Source organism: Flavobacterium jejuense, from assembly GCF_006491595.2.
Classification (GTDB): domain Bacteria; phylum Bacteroidota; class Bacteroidia; order Flavobacteriales; family Flavobacteriaceae; genus Flavobacterium; species Flavobacterium jejuense.
In genome coordinates, this window is the sequence record NZ_VEVQ02000002.1 from 270,167 (window position 1) to 287,339 (window position 17,173).

General features: G+C 29.1%; 16 protein-coding genes. 14 read left to right on the forward strand and 2 right to left on the reverse strand.

The features are described 5' to 3' along the window. The first annotated feature begins 209 nt into the window (after positions 1-209). Together FIA58_RS03940 and FIA58_RS03945 are read left to right on the forward strand one after the other, a co-directional pair. Complete coding sequence (locus FIA58_RS03940; protein ID WP_140960285.1) at positions 210-794, forward strand: RNA polymerase sigma factor; 585 nt, start codon at positions 210-212, stop codon at positions 792-794. Between the two features lie 53 nt (positions 795-847). After that, positions 848-991: a hypothetical protein gene (locus FIA58_RS03945; protein ID WP_165928844.1), complete on the forward strand. Its 144-nt coding sequence runs from the start codon at positions 848-850 to the stop codon at positions 989-991. Between the two features lie 20 nt (positions 992-1,011). Here FIA58_RS03945 and FIA58_RS03950 read toward each other — a convergent pair whose 3' ends face one another. Beyond that, on the reverse strand, positions 1,012-1,671 hold the full coding sequence (locus FIA58_RS03950; RefSeq protein WP_140960287.1) for an endonuclease III domain-containing protein: 660 nt from the start codon (positions 1,669-1,671) through the stop codon (positions 1,012-1,014). Between the two features lie 70 nt (positions 1,672-1,741). Between FIA58_RS03950 and bcp the strand changes: the two genes are divergently transcribed. Continuing rightward, on the forward strand, positions 1,742-2,194 hold the full coding sequence (bcp, locus tag FIA58_RS03955; protein ID WP_140960289.1) for a thioredoxin-dependent thiol peroxidase: 453 nt from the start codon (positions 1,742-1,744) through the stop codon (positions 2,192-2,194). A 44-nt stretch (positions 2,195-2,238) separates the two neighbouring features. Here the strand turns inward: bcp and FIA58_RS03960 are convergent, their stop codons facing one another. Continuing rightward, entirely contained in the window at positions 2,239-3,696 is a 1,458-nt protein-coding gene (locus FIA58_RS03960; RefSeq protein ID WP_165928849.1) for a TonB-dependent receptor, read from the reverse strand. Positions 3,697-3,812: 116 nt separating this feature from the next. Between FIA58_RS03960 and FIA58_RS03965 the strand changes: the two genes are divergently transcribed. The 11 genes from FIA58_RS03965 to FIA58_RS04015 all read left to right on the forward strand — a co-directional run bounded on the left by FIA58_RS03965 (position 3,813) and on the right by FIA58_RS04015 (position 17,137). Continuing rightward, a complete protein-coding gene (locus FIA58_RS03965; protein ID WP_140960677.1) occupies positions 3,813-4,577 on the forward strand; it encodes an MBL fold metallo-hydrolase in 765 nt (254 codons plus the stop codon). Between the two features lie 4 nt (positions 4,578-4,581). Continuing rightward, on the forward strand, positions 4,582-5,076 hold the full coding sequence (locus tag FIA58_RS03970) for a hydrolase (RefSeq protein WP_140960293.1): 495 nt from the start codon (positions 4,582-4,584) through the stop codon (positions 5,074-5,076). Between the two features lie 104 nt (positions 5,077-5,180). Continuing rightward, positions 5,181-6,206, forward strand: a complete 1,026-nt coding sequence (locus FIA58_RS03975; protein ID WP_140960295.1) for a quinone-dependent dihydroorotate dehydrogenase — start codon at positions 5,181-5,183, stop codon at positions 6,204-6,206. A gap of 30 nt (positions 6,207-6,236) precedes the next feature. After that, entirely contained in the window at positions 6,237-7,100 is an 864-nt protein-coding gene (locus tag FIA58_RS03980; RefSeq protein WP_140960297.1) for a hydroxymethylglutaryl-CoA lyase, read from the forward strand. A gap of 534 nt (positions 7,101-7,634) precedes the next feature. Further along, positions 7,635-8,834 (forward strand): DUF4856 domain-containing protein, encoded by a 1,200-nt coding sequence (locus FIA58_RS03985; RefSeq protein ID WP_140960299.1) that lies wholly within the window; start codon positions 7,635-7,637, stop codon positions 8,832-8,834. Positions 8,835-8,861: 27 nt separating this feature from the next. Next, a complete protein-coding gene (locus tag FIA58_RS03990; protein WP_140960301.1) occupies positions 8,862-9,971 on the forward strand; it encodes an imelysin family protein in 1,110 nt (369 codons plus the stop codon). Between the two features lie 85 nt (positions 9,972-10,056). Continuing rightward, positions 10,057-11,346 (forward strand): HTTM domain-containing protein, encoded by a 1,290-nt coding sequence (locus FIA58_RS03995; protein ID WP_140960679.1) that lies wholly within the window; start codon positions 10,057-10,059, stop codon positions 11,344-11,346. Further along, positions 11,327-13,759, forward strand: a complete 2,433-nt coding sequence (locus FIA58_RS04000) for a TonB-dependent receptor (RefSeq protein WP_140960303.1) — start codon at positions 11,327-11,329, stop codon at positions 13,757-13,759. Before FIA58_RS03995 ends, FIA58_RS04000 begins: the two co-directional genes overlap by 20 nt. Positions 13,760-13,769: 10 nt before the next feature. Further along, a complete protein-coding gene (locus FIA58_RS04005; RefSeq protein WP_140960305.1) occupies positions 13,770-14,408 on the forward strand; it encodes an SGNH/GDSL hydrolase family protein in 639 nt (212 codons plus the stop codon). A 127-nt stretch (positions 14,409-14,535) separates the two neighbouring features. Further along, the gene (locus FIA58_RS04010) at positions 14,536-15,702 is read left to right on the forward strand and encodes an imelysin family protein (RefSeq protein ID WP_140960307.1); all 1,167 of its coding nucleotides are present in this window, start codon (positions 14,536-14,538) and stop codon (positions 15,700-15,702) included. A 10-nt stretch (positions 15,703-15,712) separates the two neighbouring features. Then, positions 15,713-17,137 (forward strand): di-heme oxidoreductase family protein, encoded by a 1,425-nt coding sequence (locus tag FIA58_RS04015; RefSeq protein ID WP_140960309.1) that lies wholly within the window; start codon positions 15,713-15,715, stop codon positions 17,135-17,137. Positions 17,138-17,173: the final 36 nt, after the last annotated feature.

A 17,173-nucleotide genomic window follows, 5' to 3' on the forward strand; every position in this document is an offset into this window, starting at 1 on the left:
GATATTACGGGATTTTTTATTTAAATAACACACTATTTTTTGTTAAAACTGATTTTTTTTTAACTCTATTGTTAATTTTTTATTGTGTATTTGCTTATTAATAAAAAAAAATGTTAAATTTGGAACTTAATAACCACTAAAAAACTAAAGCTTATACAATAAAAATACTTTTAAAAATACTAACCCAAATTAATTTAAAAGGTATTGTTATGGCTAATAGTTTAATTTCAGATGCACTTCTGGTAAAAAATTATATTGAAGGAGAAGAATCTGCCTTAGGTATTTTAATAGAAAGACACCAATCGAAAATTTACGGATTTATCTATACAAAAATTCAGGACAGAGATGTTTGTGACGATGTATTTCAAGATACATTTATTAAAGTAATAAAAACATTAAAGTCTAAATCGTATAATGAAGAAGGAAAATTTCTTCCTTGGGTTATGCGTATTGCTCATAATTTAGTAATTGATTATTTTAGAAAATCTAAAAAAATGCCAATGCAGAGAGATAACGATGAATATTCCGTTTTTTCTTATTTAACAGATAATAACTTAAATATTGAAGACCAAATTATTCTTGACCAAGTTGAATTTGACTTGTCTAGATTGATTGAAGAACTTCCTGATGATCAAAAAGAAGTGCTACAAATGCGTATATATCAAGATTTAAGTTTTAAAGAAATTGCAGATTCAACAGGAGTTAGTATCAACACTGCTTTAGGAAGAATGCGTTATGCTCTAATGAATCTGAGAAAGGTTATTGAGAAAAATCAAATTATTTTGACCAATTAATAATAAAACTTTTTTTTTGTCGTTATTAGATTATTAATAAAATATAGTAATTAATGGCAAAACTTTACTCTAAAGAAAAATTAGCATCACAAAACATGTTACCTAAAAAGGAAACAATTGCGTTTATACTTAATTATTCAAAAGCTTTAAGTATTAAAAAAATTGGTAAGATGTCTTTTGAGATTATTGCTAATTAATTGGAATGCTTCATAATATTTTATGAAGCATTCTTTTTTTGATATTCTTCTAAAACAGATTTTCTACCTATTGTTCTAGTAATAATGTCTTTTTCTAAATTCCAACCTCTTGCAGGAGAGTATTCTCTGCCATACCAAATAATTTGTAAATGTAAATCATTCCAAACTTCTTCTGGAAATAATCTTTTTGCGTCTTTTTCTGTTTGCTGTACGTTTTTTCCATTACTTAGATTCCATCGATACATTAATCTATGGATATGTGTATCTACAGGGAATGCAGGAACACCAAAGGCTTGACTCATAACCACGCTTGCTGTTTTATGTCCTACAGCTGGTAAACCCTCAAGAGCTTCAAAACTTTGTGGAACGTCTCCATTATATTTCTCAATAAGAATTTCAGATAAACCATGAATACCTTTTGACTTCATAGGAGATAAACCACATGGCCTAATGATTTCTTTAATTTCTTCAACACTCATCTTTATCATGTCATATGGATTGTCTGCTTTAGCAAATAATAAAGGAGTTATCTGATTTACTCTTACATCAGTACATTGTGCAGAAAGTAAAACAGCAATTAATAAAGTGTAAGGATCCTTATGATCTAATGGTATTGGTATTTTAGGATATAATTCGTTTAACGTATTTATAACAAATGTTACTTTTTCGTTCTTAGTCATTTTTGTACTTTTAGAGTCTAATATTAACTTTAAAGCAAAGTTAAACTTTTAACACAGTAAAATAAATAAAATGACGACATTAAAAAAAGGAGATAAGGCTCCTAATTTTTCAGGATTAGATCAAGAAGGTAAAAAACATACTTTAGCAGATTATGAAGGAAAAAAATTAGTAGTTTTCTTTTATCCAAAGGCAAGTACTCCAGGTTGTACAGCTGAAGCTTGTGATTTAAGAGATAATTTTGAACGATTTAAGACTAATAACTATGAGTTGCTTGGAGTAAGTGCAGATAATGCAAAAGCTCAAGTAAAATTTATTGAAAAATATGATTTACCATTTCCATTAATAGCTGATGAAGATAAATCAGTTATTCAAGCATTTGGAGTTTGGGGACCAAAGAAATTCATGGGTAAAGAATATGATGGTATACATAGAACTACTTTTGTAATTGATGAAAAAGGAATCATTGAAGAAGTTATTGAAAAAGTCAAAACAAAAGAACACGCTGCTCAAATTTTAAAATAAAATAATAGCCCAGTTTTACATAAACTGGGCTATTATTTATAGTTTTATTTCGTTGTTTCCTTTGAAACAGGCTGGTATCCAAATAGTTGATGTTTTTTTATCAGTTCTGCATTACCTTCAGGAAGCATATCTTCCCAACCTTCTTGACCATTTCCTATCATTTTTAAAACTTCTCTTGAAAAGATATCCAAGTTTTTTTCGTCAAAATCAGTAATGTCAACTACTTTTCCGTTGAATTTGAAGAATTTGTATAATTCTTTCATTCTAGGATGTACTTTCAAGTTTTCAGAATTGATTAAATTACCTTCATCATCTTTCATTGGATACAAATATACTTTTAAATCACGATAAAATAATTTACCAAAAGCTTCTAATATACCACCAGATAGATGTCTATAGTATTTTTCATCAAAAATATCTACAAGGTTGTTAACACCCATTGCTAACCCCATCCTAGCTTTTGTGTAATTAGAGAAATATTCTACAACTTTATAATATTCTTGGAAATTTGAAATCATTACAGTTTGTCCTAAAGAGCATAATAATTCTGCTCTATCTAGAAAATCTCTTTCATCAATTTCACCTTCAGCTTTTAAATTAGAAAGTGTTATTTCAAAAACTACAAATGTATTTTCTACATCTACTTTTTTCTCTTCAATAAACATGTTATATGATTTCATATACATATTCATGTTTACTTTAGTTACAGGTCTAAAACTACCTCTTAAAGCTAAAATGTTTTTTTTGTAAAGTACAGCAGCTGGTAAAATGTTATTTCCATCAGGACCAAACATTACGGCATCTGTCATTCCATTTTTTACTAATTGTAAACTCATTAATCGATTGTCTACTTCAGCAAATCTTGGACCTGAAAAATTAATAGTATCAATTTCTAATTGGTCTTTATCTAGATGATCGTAAAGATAACGTAGTAATTTTTTTGGATTATTATACTTGTAAAAAGCACCATAAATTAAATTTACTCCTAAAACTCCTAACGTTTCTTGCTGTAATTTAGCATCAGTTTCTTTAAAACGAATATGAAGGGTTATTTCATTATAATCTTCATCTGGTTCCACTTGATATTTAATACCGACCCATCCATGTCCTTTATATTGTTTTGCAAAATCTATTGTAGCAACAGTATTAGCATAACTAAAGAAAATTTTATTAGGATGTTTATCTCTTTTTAATCTACTTTCTGTAAGTTTTGTTTCGTGTGAAAGCATTTTTTTTAACCTACTTTCAGTAACGTATCTACCATCTTCTTCTACACCGTAAATAGCATCACTAAAGTCTTTGTCATAAGCAGACATGGCTTTCGCAATTGTTCCAGAAGAAGCTCCAGCTCTAAAAAAATGTCGTACTGTTTCTTGGCCAGCACCTATCTCTGCAAAAGTACCATATATACTTTCATTTAAGTTAATACGTAAAGCTTTGTCTTTAATTGAGGGGATTTGTTCAATAACTTTATCACCTCTCACTTTTATGTCTGTAACAATACTTCTCATTAAATTTATCTTTAGGAAAATAGCAGTTGTAAATTCTAATTATGCAAAGTTAATTAAAATGATAAAAACTACTGCAATTATTATTATTTTTGTACAATATGGAGGGTATAAAAATTTATTTCTTAGGAACTGGTACTTCTCAAGGTATTCCTGTTATTGGGAGTAATCATTCAGTATGTCTTAGTAATGACAGTAAAGACAAGCGGTTAAGAGTTTCAGTTTGGGTTTATTCTGAAGATTTTTCAATTGTAATTGATTGCGGACCAGATTTTAGACAGCAAATGTTAATATCTAAATGCGGATATATTGATGCTTTGTTAATGACACATGAACACGCAGATCACACTGCAGGACTTGATGATATTCGTCCTTTTTATTTTAAACAGGGTGATATTCCTATTTATGGACATAAACGAGTTTTAGAAAATTTAGAAAAAAGATTTGATTACATTTTTAAAAATGAAAATAAATATCCAGGTGCACCCTCAGTAATTCCAATCGAAGTAAAAGAGAATTTTAATTTTACAATCAAAAACCAAATTATAGTACCTATTAATGCTACACATGGAGATTTACAAGTTTTTGGTTATAAAATAAGTGATTTTGTATATTTAACAGATGTAAAGACAGTAGAATTAACTGAAATTAATAAAATAAAAGAGTGTAAGGTTTTGGTTATAAATTGTTTAAGGGAAGAATCGCATCATTCGCATTTTAATTTACAAGAAGCTTTAGATTTTATATCTTTGGTTCGGCCAGAAAAAGCCTATTTAACTCATATAAGTCACCTTTTTGGTTTTCATGAAGAAATTCAGAAAAAATTACCAGAAAATGTTTTTGTAGCTTATGATAATTTAGAAATTTTAATTTAATAACATGAAAAATACATTTTTATACTTATTTATTCTTTCTCTTTTACTAAATATTTTTCAATATGTAAACTCTAATAAAATATTAGATGCTAAAGAAGAACAAGTTCAACTGACTAAAGAACGATTAAAAATTGCTAGAGATTCTATTTCAATAGTAGGCTATAATGATTATTTTGATATTGAAAAAGATCAGGATGCACAGGATTATTTTTATTCTAATAATTTAGATTATTTAAAAGTGATGCAAAAAGTAAATGAGGATATTTTAGATTTAAATACGAAGCCTAATGGAAATCCTTTAATTCCTTATGAACCTATTGACGGTAAAAATTTCATTATCAATAAAGCAAAAGTTTTAAATCATAGATGGATTATTGCAGAGTTTTCCAATACAGAACTTTGGGGACAAATTTTAGTGAAATATTTTCATAATGAAGATAAACCAACTGATTTCGAAACGGTAGAAACAATTCTTTACGAAAAGCAAAAAGTTCAATAATAAAAAAAGCTCCTCAATTGGACATGCTCCAAAAAGTTAGACACTATTTGGAGCTTTTTTTATTAGATACTTATCTCTATTTTTGCAAGACACAACTACTAACTATGTATAAGCTAATTATTAGACCCATACTTTTTCTATTTGATCCAGAAAAAGTGCATTATTTTACTTTTTCCTTTATTCGTTTTCTAAATAAAATAGGATTTGGTTCTATTTCTAAAAGTATTTATGAGGTAAAAGATAAGAGATTAGAAACGGAAGTTTTTGGTCTAAAATTTAAAAATCCTGTAGGTCTTGCAGCAGGTTTCGATAAAGACGCTAAACTGTATAAAGAACTTTCTAATTTAGGTTTTGGATTCATAGAAATAGGAACATTAACTCCAAAAGGTCAAGAAGGAAATCCTAAAAAAAGATTATTTCGGTTAAAAGATGATCAAGCTATTATTAATAGAATGGGATTTAATAATGGAGGAGTTTTTGAGGCTGTTGAAAGATTGAAGAAAAATAATGATGTTTTAATTGGTGGTAACATTGGTAAGAATAAAATTACTCCAAATGAAGATGCTGTAAAGGATTATGAAATTTGTTTTGAAGCACTTTTTCCACATGTTGATTATTTTGTGGTCAACGTGAGTTCACCAAATACTCCTAATCTAAGAGAATTACAAGATAAAGAACCTTTAACGGCATTATTGCAAACATTACAAAACATGAATTTGGCTAAGCCAATTCCAAAGCCAATATTGCTGAAAATTGCACCTGATTTAACTAACGAACAGTTGATTGATATTATAGAGATTGTTAATGAAACAAAAATAGCAGGAGTAATTGCTACCAATACTACAATTTCAAGAGAAGGATTGCAATCAGAAAATAAAGAAGAAATAGGTGGTTTGTCTGGTAAACCTTTGACAAATCGTTCCACAGAAGTAATTCGTTTTCTTTCTGAAAAAAGTAATAAATCCTTTCCTATAATTGGAGTAGGAGGTATTCATACCGTAAAAGATGCTCTTGAAAAGTTGGAAGCAGGTGCCAGTCTAGTGCAATTGTATACTGGCTTTATTTATGAAGGACCAAAGTTAATTAAAGACATAAATAAAGCTATTTTAAAAGCTAAAACGATTTCGTAAAATAGAATTCTTTACTATCTTTGGCTACTCATGAAAAACGTCAAAATAATAGAATGCCCTAGAGATGCTATGCAAGGCATTAAAGATTTTATTCCTACCTCTAAAAAGGTACAATACATTCAGTCGCTTTTAAGAGTTGGTTTTGATACAATTGACTTTGGAAGCTTTGTTTCTCCCAAAGCTATTCCGCAAATGCAAGATACAGCTCAGGTTTTGGCTCAATTAGATTTATCTAATACAGAAAGTAAATTATTAGCTATTATTGCTAATACTAAAGGAGCAGAATTAGCATCAGTTCACCCTGAAATTAAGTATTTAGGATTCCCATTTTCTATTTCTGAAAGTTTCCAAATGAGAAATACACATAAGACTATAGCTGAATCTATAGTAACTTTAAATGAAATTTTGGAAATAGCGGATACCTCTAATAAAGAAGTTGTAACTTATATTTCTATGGGATTTGGAAATCCTTACGGAGATCCTTGGAATGTAGAGATAGTAGGTGAGTGGACAGAAAAATTAGCTAAAATGGGTGTTAAAATTTTATCTTTATCAGATACTGTTGGAAGTTCTACACCAGAAGTAATAGACTATCTTTTTTCAAATTTAATTTCGAAATATCCAAAAATAGAGTTTGGAGCTCATCTTCATACTACACCAGATGCTTGGTTTGAAAAAATTGATGCTGCATACAAAGCAGGCTGCAGAAGATTTGATGGAGCAATAAAAGGGTATGGTGGTTGTCCAATGGCAAAAGACGATTTGACTGGTAATATGCCAACAGAAAAAATGTTATCTTATTTTACTGCAAATAAAATTGAGACTAATTGTCATGCTATCAGTTTTGAAAGTGCGTATAATGAATCGTTAAAAGTATTTGATTATTATCATTAATGACTAATTTTAAAACAATATAAATTTGTCTCGTCTTGCTCATTACTTAGAATATATTGGATTATATAAAGTCCTTATACCTATATTTTTATTTCTTTTTTTTGTACTATTTTGTACTATAATATATTGTAAAGTAAAAGGGCCAAATTCGACTTTGGCTAACCTATCATTTTATATACCTATGATAGGTTCAGTAATTTTGGGAATTCTTCTTTTTTATACTTCTCATTTTTGGATCACACTTTTTATTTATGTAATAGTTTTTTTTCTCCTTAATTTTGTTTCTTTTTCTGCTTTAGAAAAAGCAATAGAGGATAAAACTGGGCTTGGTGTCACTATGTTTTCAGGTTTGATTAGTATGTATATTTTCTTTTTTTGTGCGCTTTTATGTTTTATTATATCCTTGTTTAATTGACTTATAAAGTAATGTTGAATTTTATTTTAACTTATTCTAAATAAAGCTTTGCAGTTCTGAAATTTGTTTTTATTTTTGCCGCGTTAAATTATTTTAAATAAATCTAAATAAATAATAAAATGCGCTCTATTTATTTTGTACTAGGAATTTTTTCAATTGCTTTTTTAAGTTCTTGTTCAGATGATGATACTAATATTACTGAGGAAACTTTAACAATACCTCAAGCTTATGATTTCAATAGAAATAATGCAACTACAGTAGATTATAGTGGTCAATCCAATAGATTACTAATGTTGCAAGAACTAGGAAATTATATTAAAGAACAAGGTGTTGCTGGTAATGTTGTTGACATTGCCATTTTAGATGATATGTATACTAATGCTAATAATCCATTTTCAATAATGGAATTAAATACTTCTGGAAAACAACTAAAAGACAAAACTGCAGCCTCAAAAGATTATTTTGTCAATTTAGGTGGAGGAGGTTCTATATCAGAGCAATCTGAAGTAAGAAGTTTTTTTGAAGCGCAATTTACAAATGCAAATAGTGCTAGTCAAGGAAATGATGCATCACAAGGAGTTGCTGGAAAATATTTGGATGGTTCTTCTGTTAGACTTTTTGCTGCAAATGGTTTAGAGCCACAACAGGTTTTATTAAAAGGAATGATGGGTGCTTGTTTTATGGATCAAATTGTAAATAATTATTTGAGTACTACAGTTTTAGATGAAGCAAGTAATAAGCAAAATAATTCTAATAAAGTTCTTGAGTCTGGAAAGAATTATACTAAAATGGAACATTTGTGGGATGAAGCTTATGGTTATATCTATGGTGCAGATGGTGGTAAATATTGGGATAGTTATATAAACCAAGTTAATGCTGATATAGATTTTAATACGGTAAAAGAAGAAATTGAATTAGCCTTTAGAAAAGGTAGAGCAGCAATTGTAGCCAATAATTATACAGTTCGTGATGAGCAAATTAAAATTATCAAAAGTAAAATAGCACTTGTACCTGCTGTTAGAGCAGTATATTATTTAAAAGATGGTAAAGGGAAATTAATTACTGATAGCGGTGCAAAAGCGTTTCATGCACTTTCAGAGGCTTATGGATTTATAATGTCGTTACGTTATACTAATAACCCAGAAACTAACGCACCTTATTTTTCTAAAGCTGAAGTAGATACTATTTTAGGCGAATTAGTAGCAGGAACAAATGGATTATGGAATATAGATTATTTAAATACTAAGTTAGATGATTTAGCTATAACAATAGCATCTCGCTTTAATTTTACTGTTGCTCAAGCAGAAGCGGTTAACTAAAATCAGGAATTTCTAAAAAAGATTAAAATGAAAAAAATACATTTACTAATCACAATATTTTTTGTTATAGTTTCTTGTTCAAGTGATTCAAATTCAACAAGTGGTGATAATTACAATAGAACTGAATTATTGACAAATTGGGCTGATAATTTAATTATTCCAAGATATGAAAATTATCAATCTAAAGTTGGTATATTGCAAACAAATGCTACTACTTTTACAGCTGATCCAAACCAAACTAATTTAGATGTTTTACGGTTAGCATGGTTAGAAGCTTACAAAGCGTATCAATATGTTGGGATGTTTTCTATTGGAAAGGCAGATGAAATTAACTTAAATAGTACAGTAAATATTTATCCTACAAATCAAACTGGAATTCAAACAAATATAAGTTCTGGAACTTATAACTTTGCTTTATTATCTCAATATGACAAACAAGGTTTACCTGCTTTAGATTATATGCTAAATGGGTTGGCTACATCAGATTCTGAAATTATAGATTTTTATGTAACAAATTCAGATGCTACAAAATATAAACAATATTTAACCGATTTAGTAAATCAATTAAAAGTAAATATTGATTTAATAGTAGCTGATTGGAATGGTTCTTACAGAAATCTATTTATTAGTAGTAGTGGAAATTCGGTAAGTAGTAGTACTAATAAAATGGTGAATAACTTCATTAAATATTTTGAAAAAGACATTCGTTCTGGAAAAGTTGGAATTCCAGCTGGAATTTTTTCAAATGGAACTTTATATCCAGAAAAAGTAGAAGCTTATCATAAAAATGATGTCTCAAAAGTACTTTTAAATGAATCTATAATAGCTACTCAAGATTTTTTTAATGGGAAATATTTTAGTAGTACAACTGAAGGTTCAAGTTTAAAATCATATTTAAACTATTTAGGAACTGTAAGAGATGGTCAAAGCTTGAGTACTATTATTAATACACAATTTGGTACTATAAATACTGTAAATGCTAATTTAAATGATAGTTTTTCTTCTCAGGTGAATTCAAATAACAATGCTATGCTTTCAAGTTATGATGCTATGCAACAAAATATAGTTTATTTAAAACTAGACATGATGCAAGCTTTAAATATCACTGTTGATTATGTTGATGCTGACGGAGATTAATTGATATTTTAAATTGATAGAAACGTATTTAAATAAAAAATCAGAGTCCATAACGCTAGCTTTTTTTAGGTTAGCGTTTGGTTTGATGATGCTTTTTAGTCTCATTAGATTTACTAGTTATGGTTGGATTGAAAAGTTGTATATTCAACCTAACTTCCATTTCACTTATTTTGGCTTTAATTGGGTTAAACCATTAGGTAATTATACTTATTTATTATTTTTTATATCTGGTTTGTCGGCCTTATTTGTGACTATTGGTTACAAATATAGAATAGCCATTATAACTTTTTTTTTAAGTTTTACCTACATCGAATTAATCGATAAAACAACTTATCTTAATCATTATTATTTTATTTCTATTGTTAGTTTTATCTTAATTTTTCTTCCAGCTAATTGTAACTATTCAGTTGATGCTTATCAAAATAAAAGTTTGCAAAGCAATGATGTTCCTAGTTGGACAATAGATGTTTTGAAGCTTCTTTTAGCAATAGTTTATTTTTATGCTGGATTGGCTAAACTGAATTCAGATTGGCTTTTTGAAGCAATGCCAATGAAAATTTGGTTACCCAATCAATCTAATGTTCCTTTAATAGGTAACTTATTTCATCAAACTTGGGTACAATATACTTTTAGTTGGGTAGGAGCTATATATGATTTAGCTATTCCTTTTTTACTTTGGAATAAAAAAACAAGAAATTTTGCCTTCTTTTTAGTGGTGATTTTTCATATTTTAACCAAAATTTTATTTCCAATAGGTGTTTTTCCTTATGTGATGATTATTAGTACCTTAATTTTTTTCGATGCTAGTTTTCATAAAATAATAATGAATTTTATTTTTAAATTAGTTAGAATAAAAGCATCAATTTTTAATACAGATAATCAATTTAAACAGGATTTTAATGCTTTAGGAACTAAAATTAGATTGTTATTTTTAGCTTTTTTTATGGTATTCCAATTGACTTTTCCTTTTCGCTACTTGCTTTATCCAGAGGAATTATTCTGGACGGAAGAAGGTTACCGATTTTCTTGGAGAGTTATGCTAATGGAAAAAGCGGGTTATGCCCAATTTTACGTAATTGATGCCCAAACTAAGCAAAAAACATTTATAGATAATAATCGTTTTTTAACTCCATTTCAAGAAAAACAAATGGCCTTTCAACCCGATTTTATCCTTCAATATGCTCACTTTCTTCATGACCATTACAAACGAATTGGAATGAATAATCCTATAGTAAAAGTTGATAGTTATGTAGCCTTAAATGGAAGACTGAGCAAACGATACATTGATCCTAATATAGATTTAGCCAAACAATATGAATCATTCCAACATAAAACTTGGATTTTACCATTTAACGATGACATCAAAGGTTTTTAGTTTACTTATTTTATTACTTTCCATTAGTAGTTTCGCACAAAAAAGCGTTAAAGGATTGGTTACAGATACCAATCAAAAAGCACTTGAAAATGTAGAAATATATAACAAAACTACTTATAAAAATTATTTTAGTAATGCTAATGGTGAATTTGTGATAAATGCTTTCGCAAAAGGGAAAAATACTATTGTTTTTTTCTTGCGAGGCTACAAAATAAAAGAAGTAATCATTGATGAAGATTTTGAAAGTTTTACTGTTTCTTTGGAAGAGTTAACGACTTCACTTTCGGAAGTAGTAATTATAAAAGAGAAGGAAAAGCAATTTGCCTTAAACAAACTAAAAGATATTGAAGAGACTGCAATTTACGCAGGAAAAAAAACAGAAGTTATTTCACTAGATAAAATTACAGCAAATAAAGCAACAAATAATCCTCGTCAGGTTTATGCGCAAGTGGTTGGATTAACCATTAACGAAAGTAATGATGGTGGGTTGCAATTATCAATAGGAGGAAGAGGGTTAAATCCTAATCGGACATCAAATTTCAATACGCGTCAAAATGATTATGATATAAGTGCTGATGTTTTAGGATATCCTGAAAGTTATTATGCGACACCAACAGAAGCTTTAGAATCAATACAAATTGTTAGAGGTGCAGCTTCTTTGCAATATGGTACACAGTTTGGTGGATTGGTAAATTTTAAAATTAAAAGACCAAGTTTAAAACCAATAGAAATTGTAACTAGAAATACGATAGGTTCTTATAATTTGTTTACCAATTTTACAAGTATAAGTGGAACAAAAAATAAATTTAGTTACTTTTCATTTTATAATTTTAAAAAAGGAGATGGGTTTAGACCTAATTCTAAATTTGATTCAAAGTCATTTTTTGTAAATTTAAATTATCAGTTTACCAAAAATACTTCTTTGCATTTTGACTATACTTTTTTTGATTACCTAGCTCAACAACCAGGTGGATTAACAGATGTAATGTTTGAGGAAGATCCAAAACAAAGCAATCGAGCCAGAAATTGGTTTGATGTAAACTGGAACCTTTTTGCATTACGTTTTAAACATCATTTCGAAAATAATGCCGATTTTTCTTTACAGTTATTTGGATTAAATGCATCAAGAAAGGCTTTAGGTTTTCGTTCTAATAGAGTTTCTAGCCAAGATGTTGACGGAACTGTTCGTGATCTAATTATTGGTGATTTTGTCAATTGGGGAGCGGAAGCACGTTATTTAAAAAAATATACTTTTTTTGGTAAAACTAATGCTTTTTTAATTGGAGCCAAATATTATCAAGCTGAAAATTCAGGTGAGCAAGGTCCAGGAAGTTCTGGAAAAGAGGCCGATTTTAATATAGCATCAGCTGAATTTCCGAATTATGCCAACCAATCTAAATATACTTATCCTAATTTAAACTTTTCCATTTTTGGAGAGAATATATTTAAACTTTCGAAATCCTTTTCAATAACTCCGGGATTTAGATACGAAAATATTAAAACCCAAGCTAATGGTTTTTACAGAAAGATAAATACAGATTTAGCAGGAAATGTATTGTTTGATGAAACTATTACAGAAGAAAATGTAAAAGAAAGACAATTTTTTCTTTTTGGAATAGGGTTAAGTTATAAAATGAAAAATGGATTGGAATTGTATGGTAATGTTTCTCAAAATTATCGTTCGGTAACTTTTAACGATATTCGAACTGCAGCACCAAGTTTTGAAATCAGTGAAGATATAACTGATGAAAAAGGCTATACTTCGGATATTGGTGTAAGAGGAAAAATCTTAGATAATGTATCTTTTGATGCTAGTATTTATGCTTTGTATTATAATGATAAAATAGGAGAATCATTTATTTTAAGTCCTACTCAAGCCGTTCCTGTACGTTTTCGTGATAATATAGGAACAGCTCTAACATATGGTTTAGAATCTTTAGTCGATTGGAATATAGGAAAAACATTCTTTAGAGATAACGATAACTTCATTTGGACAGTTTTTTCTAATTTTGCTTTAACAGATTCTGAATACATTAAATCAGAACTAGATGCGGTGAAAGGAAATAAAGTAGAATTTGTTCCTAATTATAATTTAAAATTAGGAACAGGAATTGGTTATAAAAATTTCTTATCTAGTTTACAGTTTACTTATGTTTCATCGCAGTTTACAGATGCATTAAATAATAAGAGTGACACTAATGATAATACATTTGGTATTTTTGGTGAAATTCCAGCTTATCATGTATTGGATTTTTCTACTTCATATAAATGGAAAAAATTAAAATTTGAAACAGGAATAAACAATGTGCTGAATACATGGTATTTTACAAAAAGAGCAACAGGTTATCCAGGTCCAGGAATTATTCCATCAGAACCTAGGGTATTTTATGCGACCATCGAGTTTAAATTTTAAACAATATATTATGTATAAGCTTAATACACTTGTTACAATTTTACTAGTATTTTTTTTTAATCAATTTAATCAGACTCGGTTCAAAATATCTGAAACAAAACCAAAATATAATATTCTATTCATAGGAAATAGTCTTACTTATACAAATGATTTGCCAAGTCTCGTAAAGAATGAAGCGAAACAAAAAGGGATAAAAGTTAATGTAGAAATGGTTGCATTTCCTAATTATGCAATAGAAGATCATTGGAATGAAGGAATCGTACAAAAACTAATTGCTAGCAAAAAATATGATTTTGTAATTATTCAACAAGGCCCTTCATCTCAAGATGATGGTAGAAAGATGTTGGTAGAATATGGAAAAAAATACAGCACATTATGTGAGTTAAATAATGCTAAACTATGTTATTTCATGGTTTGGCCAGCTGTAAACTATTATCAATCTTTTGAAAATGTTATCCAAAATTACAGAGATGCAGCAACAATGAATAAGTCTATTTTACTTCCTGTAGGAGAGATTTGGAAAGAATATATAGATAGAACTAATAGCTTTGAATACTTTAGTGCAGATGCATTTCACCCATCATTAGAGGGAAGTAAAATCGCATCAAAAGTAATTGTTGAATATCTATTTCCGGTACAAAAAGAATAATCTCTATATTTTCCTTCAACTTTTAGGAATTTTATATCATTAAATAAATCGAAAATTAAACTTGTTTTATTTGTATTTAATCTAAATAATAATAATTTTGCACTAATTAATAATCAATAATGTTCAAATGAAAAGAGTTCTTTTTTTTAAACCATTAATTTTAGTTACCACTATAGCTTTAGCTTTCAATTCTTGTCAAAATGATGATGATGCAATTCAAAGAATATCTAAAGAGGAAGTAATTAAAAATTATACTGAAATAGTACATGCCAATTATCTAAATGCTTATAATGATGCGGTTGCATTAAAAACTGCGATTACTAATTTTACAGCAACACCTTCACAAACTTTATTTAATGAAGCTAAAATGGCTTGGCAGACTGCTAGAGAAAGTTATGGGACTACAGAAGCTTTTCGTTTTATAGACGGACCAATTGATGATGAAAACGGACCTGAATCGTTATTAAATGCTTGGCCCTTAGATGAAAACTTTATCGATTATGTTGACGGAGCACCTACTGCTGGAATTATAAATAATACTGCAACCTATCCTACACTTTCTAAGTCTTTATTGGAAAGTTTAAATGAAGATGGTGGAGAGAAAAATATAAGTGTGGGGTATCATGCTATAGAGTTTCTTTTATGGGGACAAGACTTAACAGCTCCTTCTGCTAATTTACCTGGACAAAGACCTTATACTGATTTTGTTGATGGTGGAACAGGAGCCAACCAAGATAGAAGAAGAGAGTATTTAAATATTTGTGCCGATTTACTTACTGATCATTTATCATATTTAGTAAACCAATGGAAACCAAATGCAACATACAGAAACTATTTTTTAAATTTAGATCAAGATGTAGCTCTTAAAAAAATATTTACTGGTGCTATTGTATTAGTATATTCAGAATTAGCGATTGAAAGGGTTAATGTTGCTCTATACAATCAAGATCAAGAAGATGAACATTCTTGTTTTAGTGACAATACACACAGAGATATCCGTTTAAATTTACAAGGTGTAATAAATGTTTACCAAGGTGATTATGGTACTATTTCTGGTGTTTCTTTAGAAAATTTAGTGAGAGAAAGTAATTTCAATTTAGCAAATGAAGTGAATGAAGCTATTGTTGATGCAAAACAAAAAACCAATGCGACTTTAATTCCTTTTGATATGGCTATTCAAGATGGGCCAACTTCAATTGAAGGTGCAAAAGTAAAAGCAGCTGTGGAAGCGATGCAATTAATGGGATCTAATTTGAATGCTGCTGCACAAAGTTTAGGTATAACAATAGATTAATTATTTTGGTATGAATAAGCACATAATTAAAAGAATTTATTTATTATTATTGTTTTTTACAAATTGTATTCTTTTTACATCTTGTTCATCTGATCAAGATAGTGGAGAATATCAACTCAAACCTGAGGAAGACGAACAATATTCTGGTGGTAAAAAAGGGACGTCTTTTAATACTTCAGAAGAAGCTTTTGGTTTTTTCTCTACACATTTAACAGCAGAACAACAATCTGATTTTGGGATTGGAAATTCATTTTTTAGGCAAAGTTGGGTTACAGCACCTGCAAGCGCAACAGCTCGTGATGGATTAGGACCATTTTATAATGCTATTTCTTGTTCGAGTTGTCACTTTAAAGACGGTAGAGGAAGACCACCAATGTATGCTGGTGAATTAGGAACAGGTTTACTGTTGCGTCTCAATTTACCACAAACCGATGTGCATGGTGGTTATTTACCTGAAACAACGTATGGAAATCAGTTACAGGATGTAGCTATTTTAGGACAGGACAAAGAAGGAGAATATACTATTTCCTACCAATACTTTTATGAAACTTATGCAGATGGAACGCAAGTAGAGTTAAGAAAACCAATTTATACTATTACTAATCTTAATTATGGAGCTTTATCAGGTTCAGTAAGTATTTCTCCTAGAATTGCCAATCAAATGGTAGGTATGGGATTGTTGGAAGCCATTCCTGAAGCAACTTTATTGAATTATCAAGACATTTCAGATGCAAATGGAGATGGAATTTCAGGAAAAGCTAATTATGTATATGATGTAGTTTCCCAAACTTCTAAAATGGGTAGATTTGGTTGGAAAGCCAATCAACCAAGTGTAAAACAACAAGTTGCAGGAGCTTTTTCAGGTGATATAGGTATTACATCTTCTTTATTTCCAAATGAAAATATTCCAAATGGATATGATGGTTCGTCAATACCAAATGGAGGTTCTCCTGAAATAACAGATCAAACATTAGATAAGGTAGTTTTGTATTCAAGTTCATTATCTGTACCAGCTAGAAGAAATTATCAGGAACAAAATATATTAAAAGGGAAACAATTATTTGAAGAAGTAGAGTGTGCTAAATGCCATATTTCTAAAATAACAACCAGTTCAACTTATTATATTGAAGCTTTTAGAAATCAAATAATTCGTCCTTATACAGATTTGTTGTTACATGATATGGGAAATGACTTAGCAGACAACGCTCCAGATTATTTAGCAGATGGAAATGAATGGAGAACTCCACCTTTATGGGGAATAGGTTTAATACCTACAGTAAATAATCACACTTATTTATTACATGATGGTAGAGCAAGAAATGTTGAGGAAGCTATTTTATGGCATGGAGGAGAAGCTACTACAGCAAAAAATAACTTTAAGAACCTTTCACAAAGTGATAGACAAAAAGTAATAGATTTTATCAATTCGTTATAATTTATTTGTATCTAATTCTAGACCTAGTATTCCTTA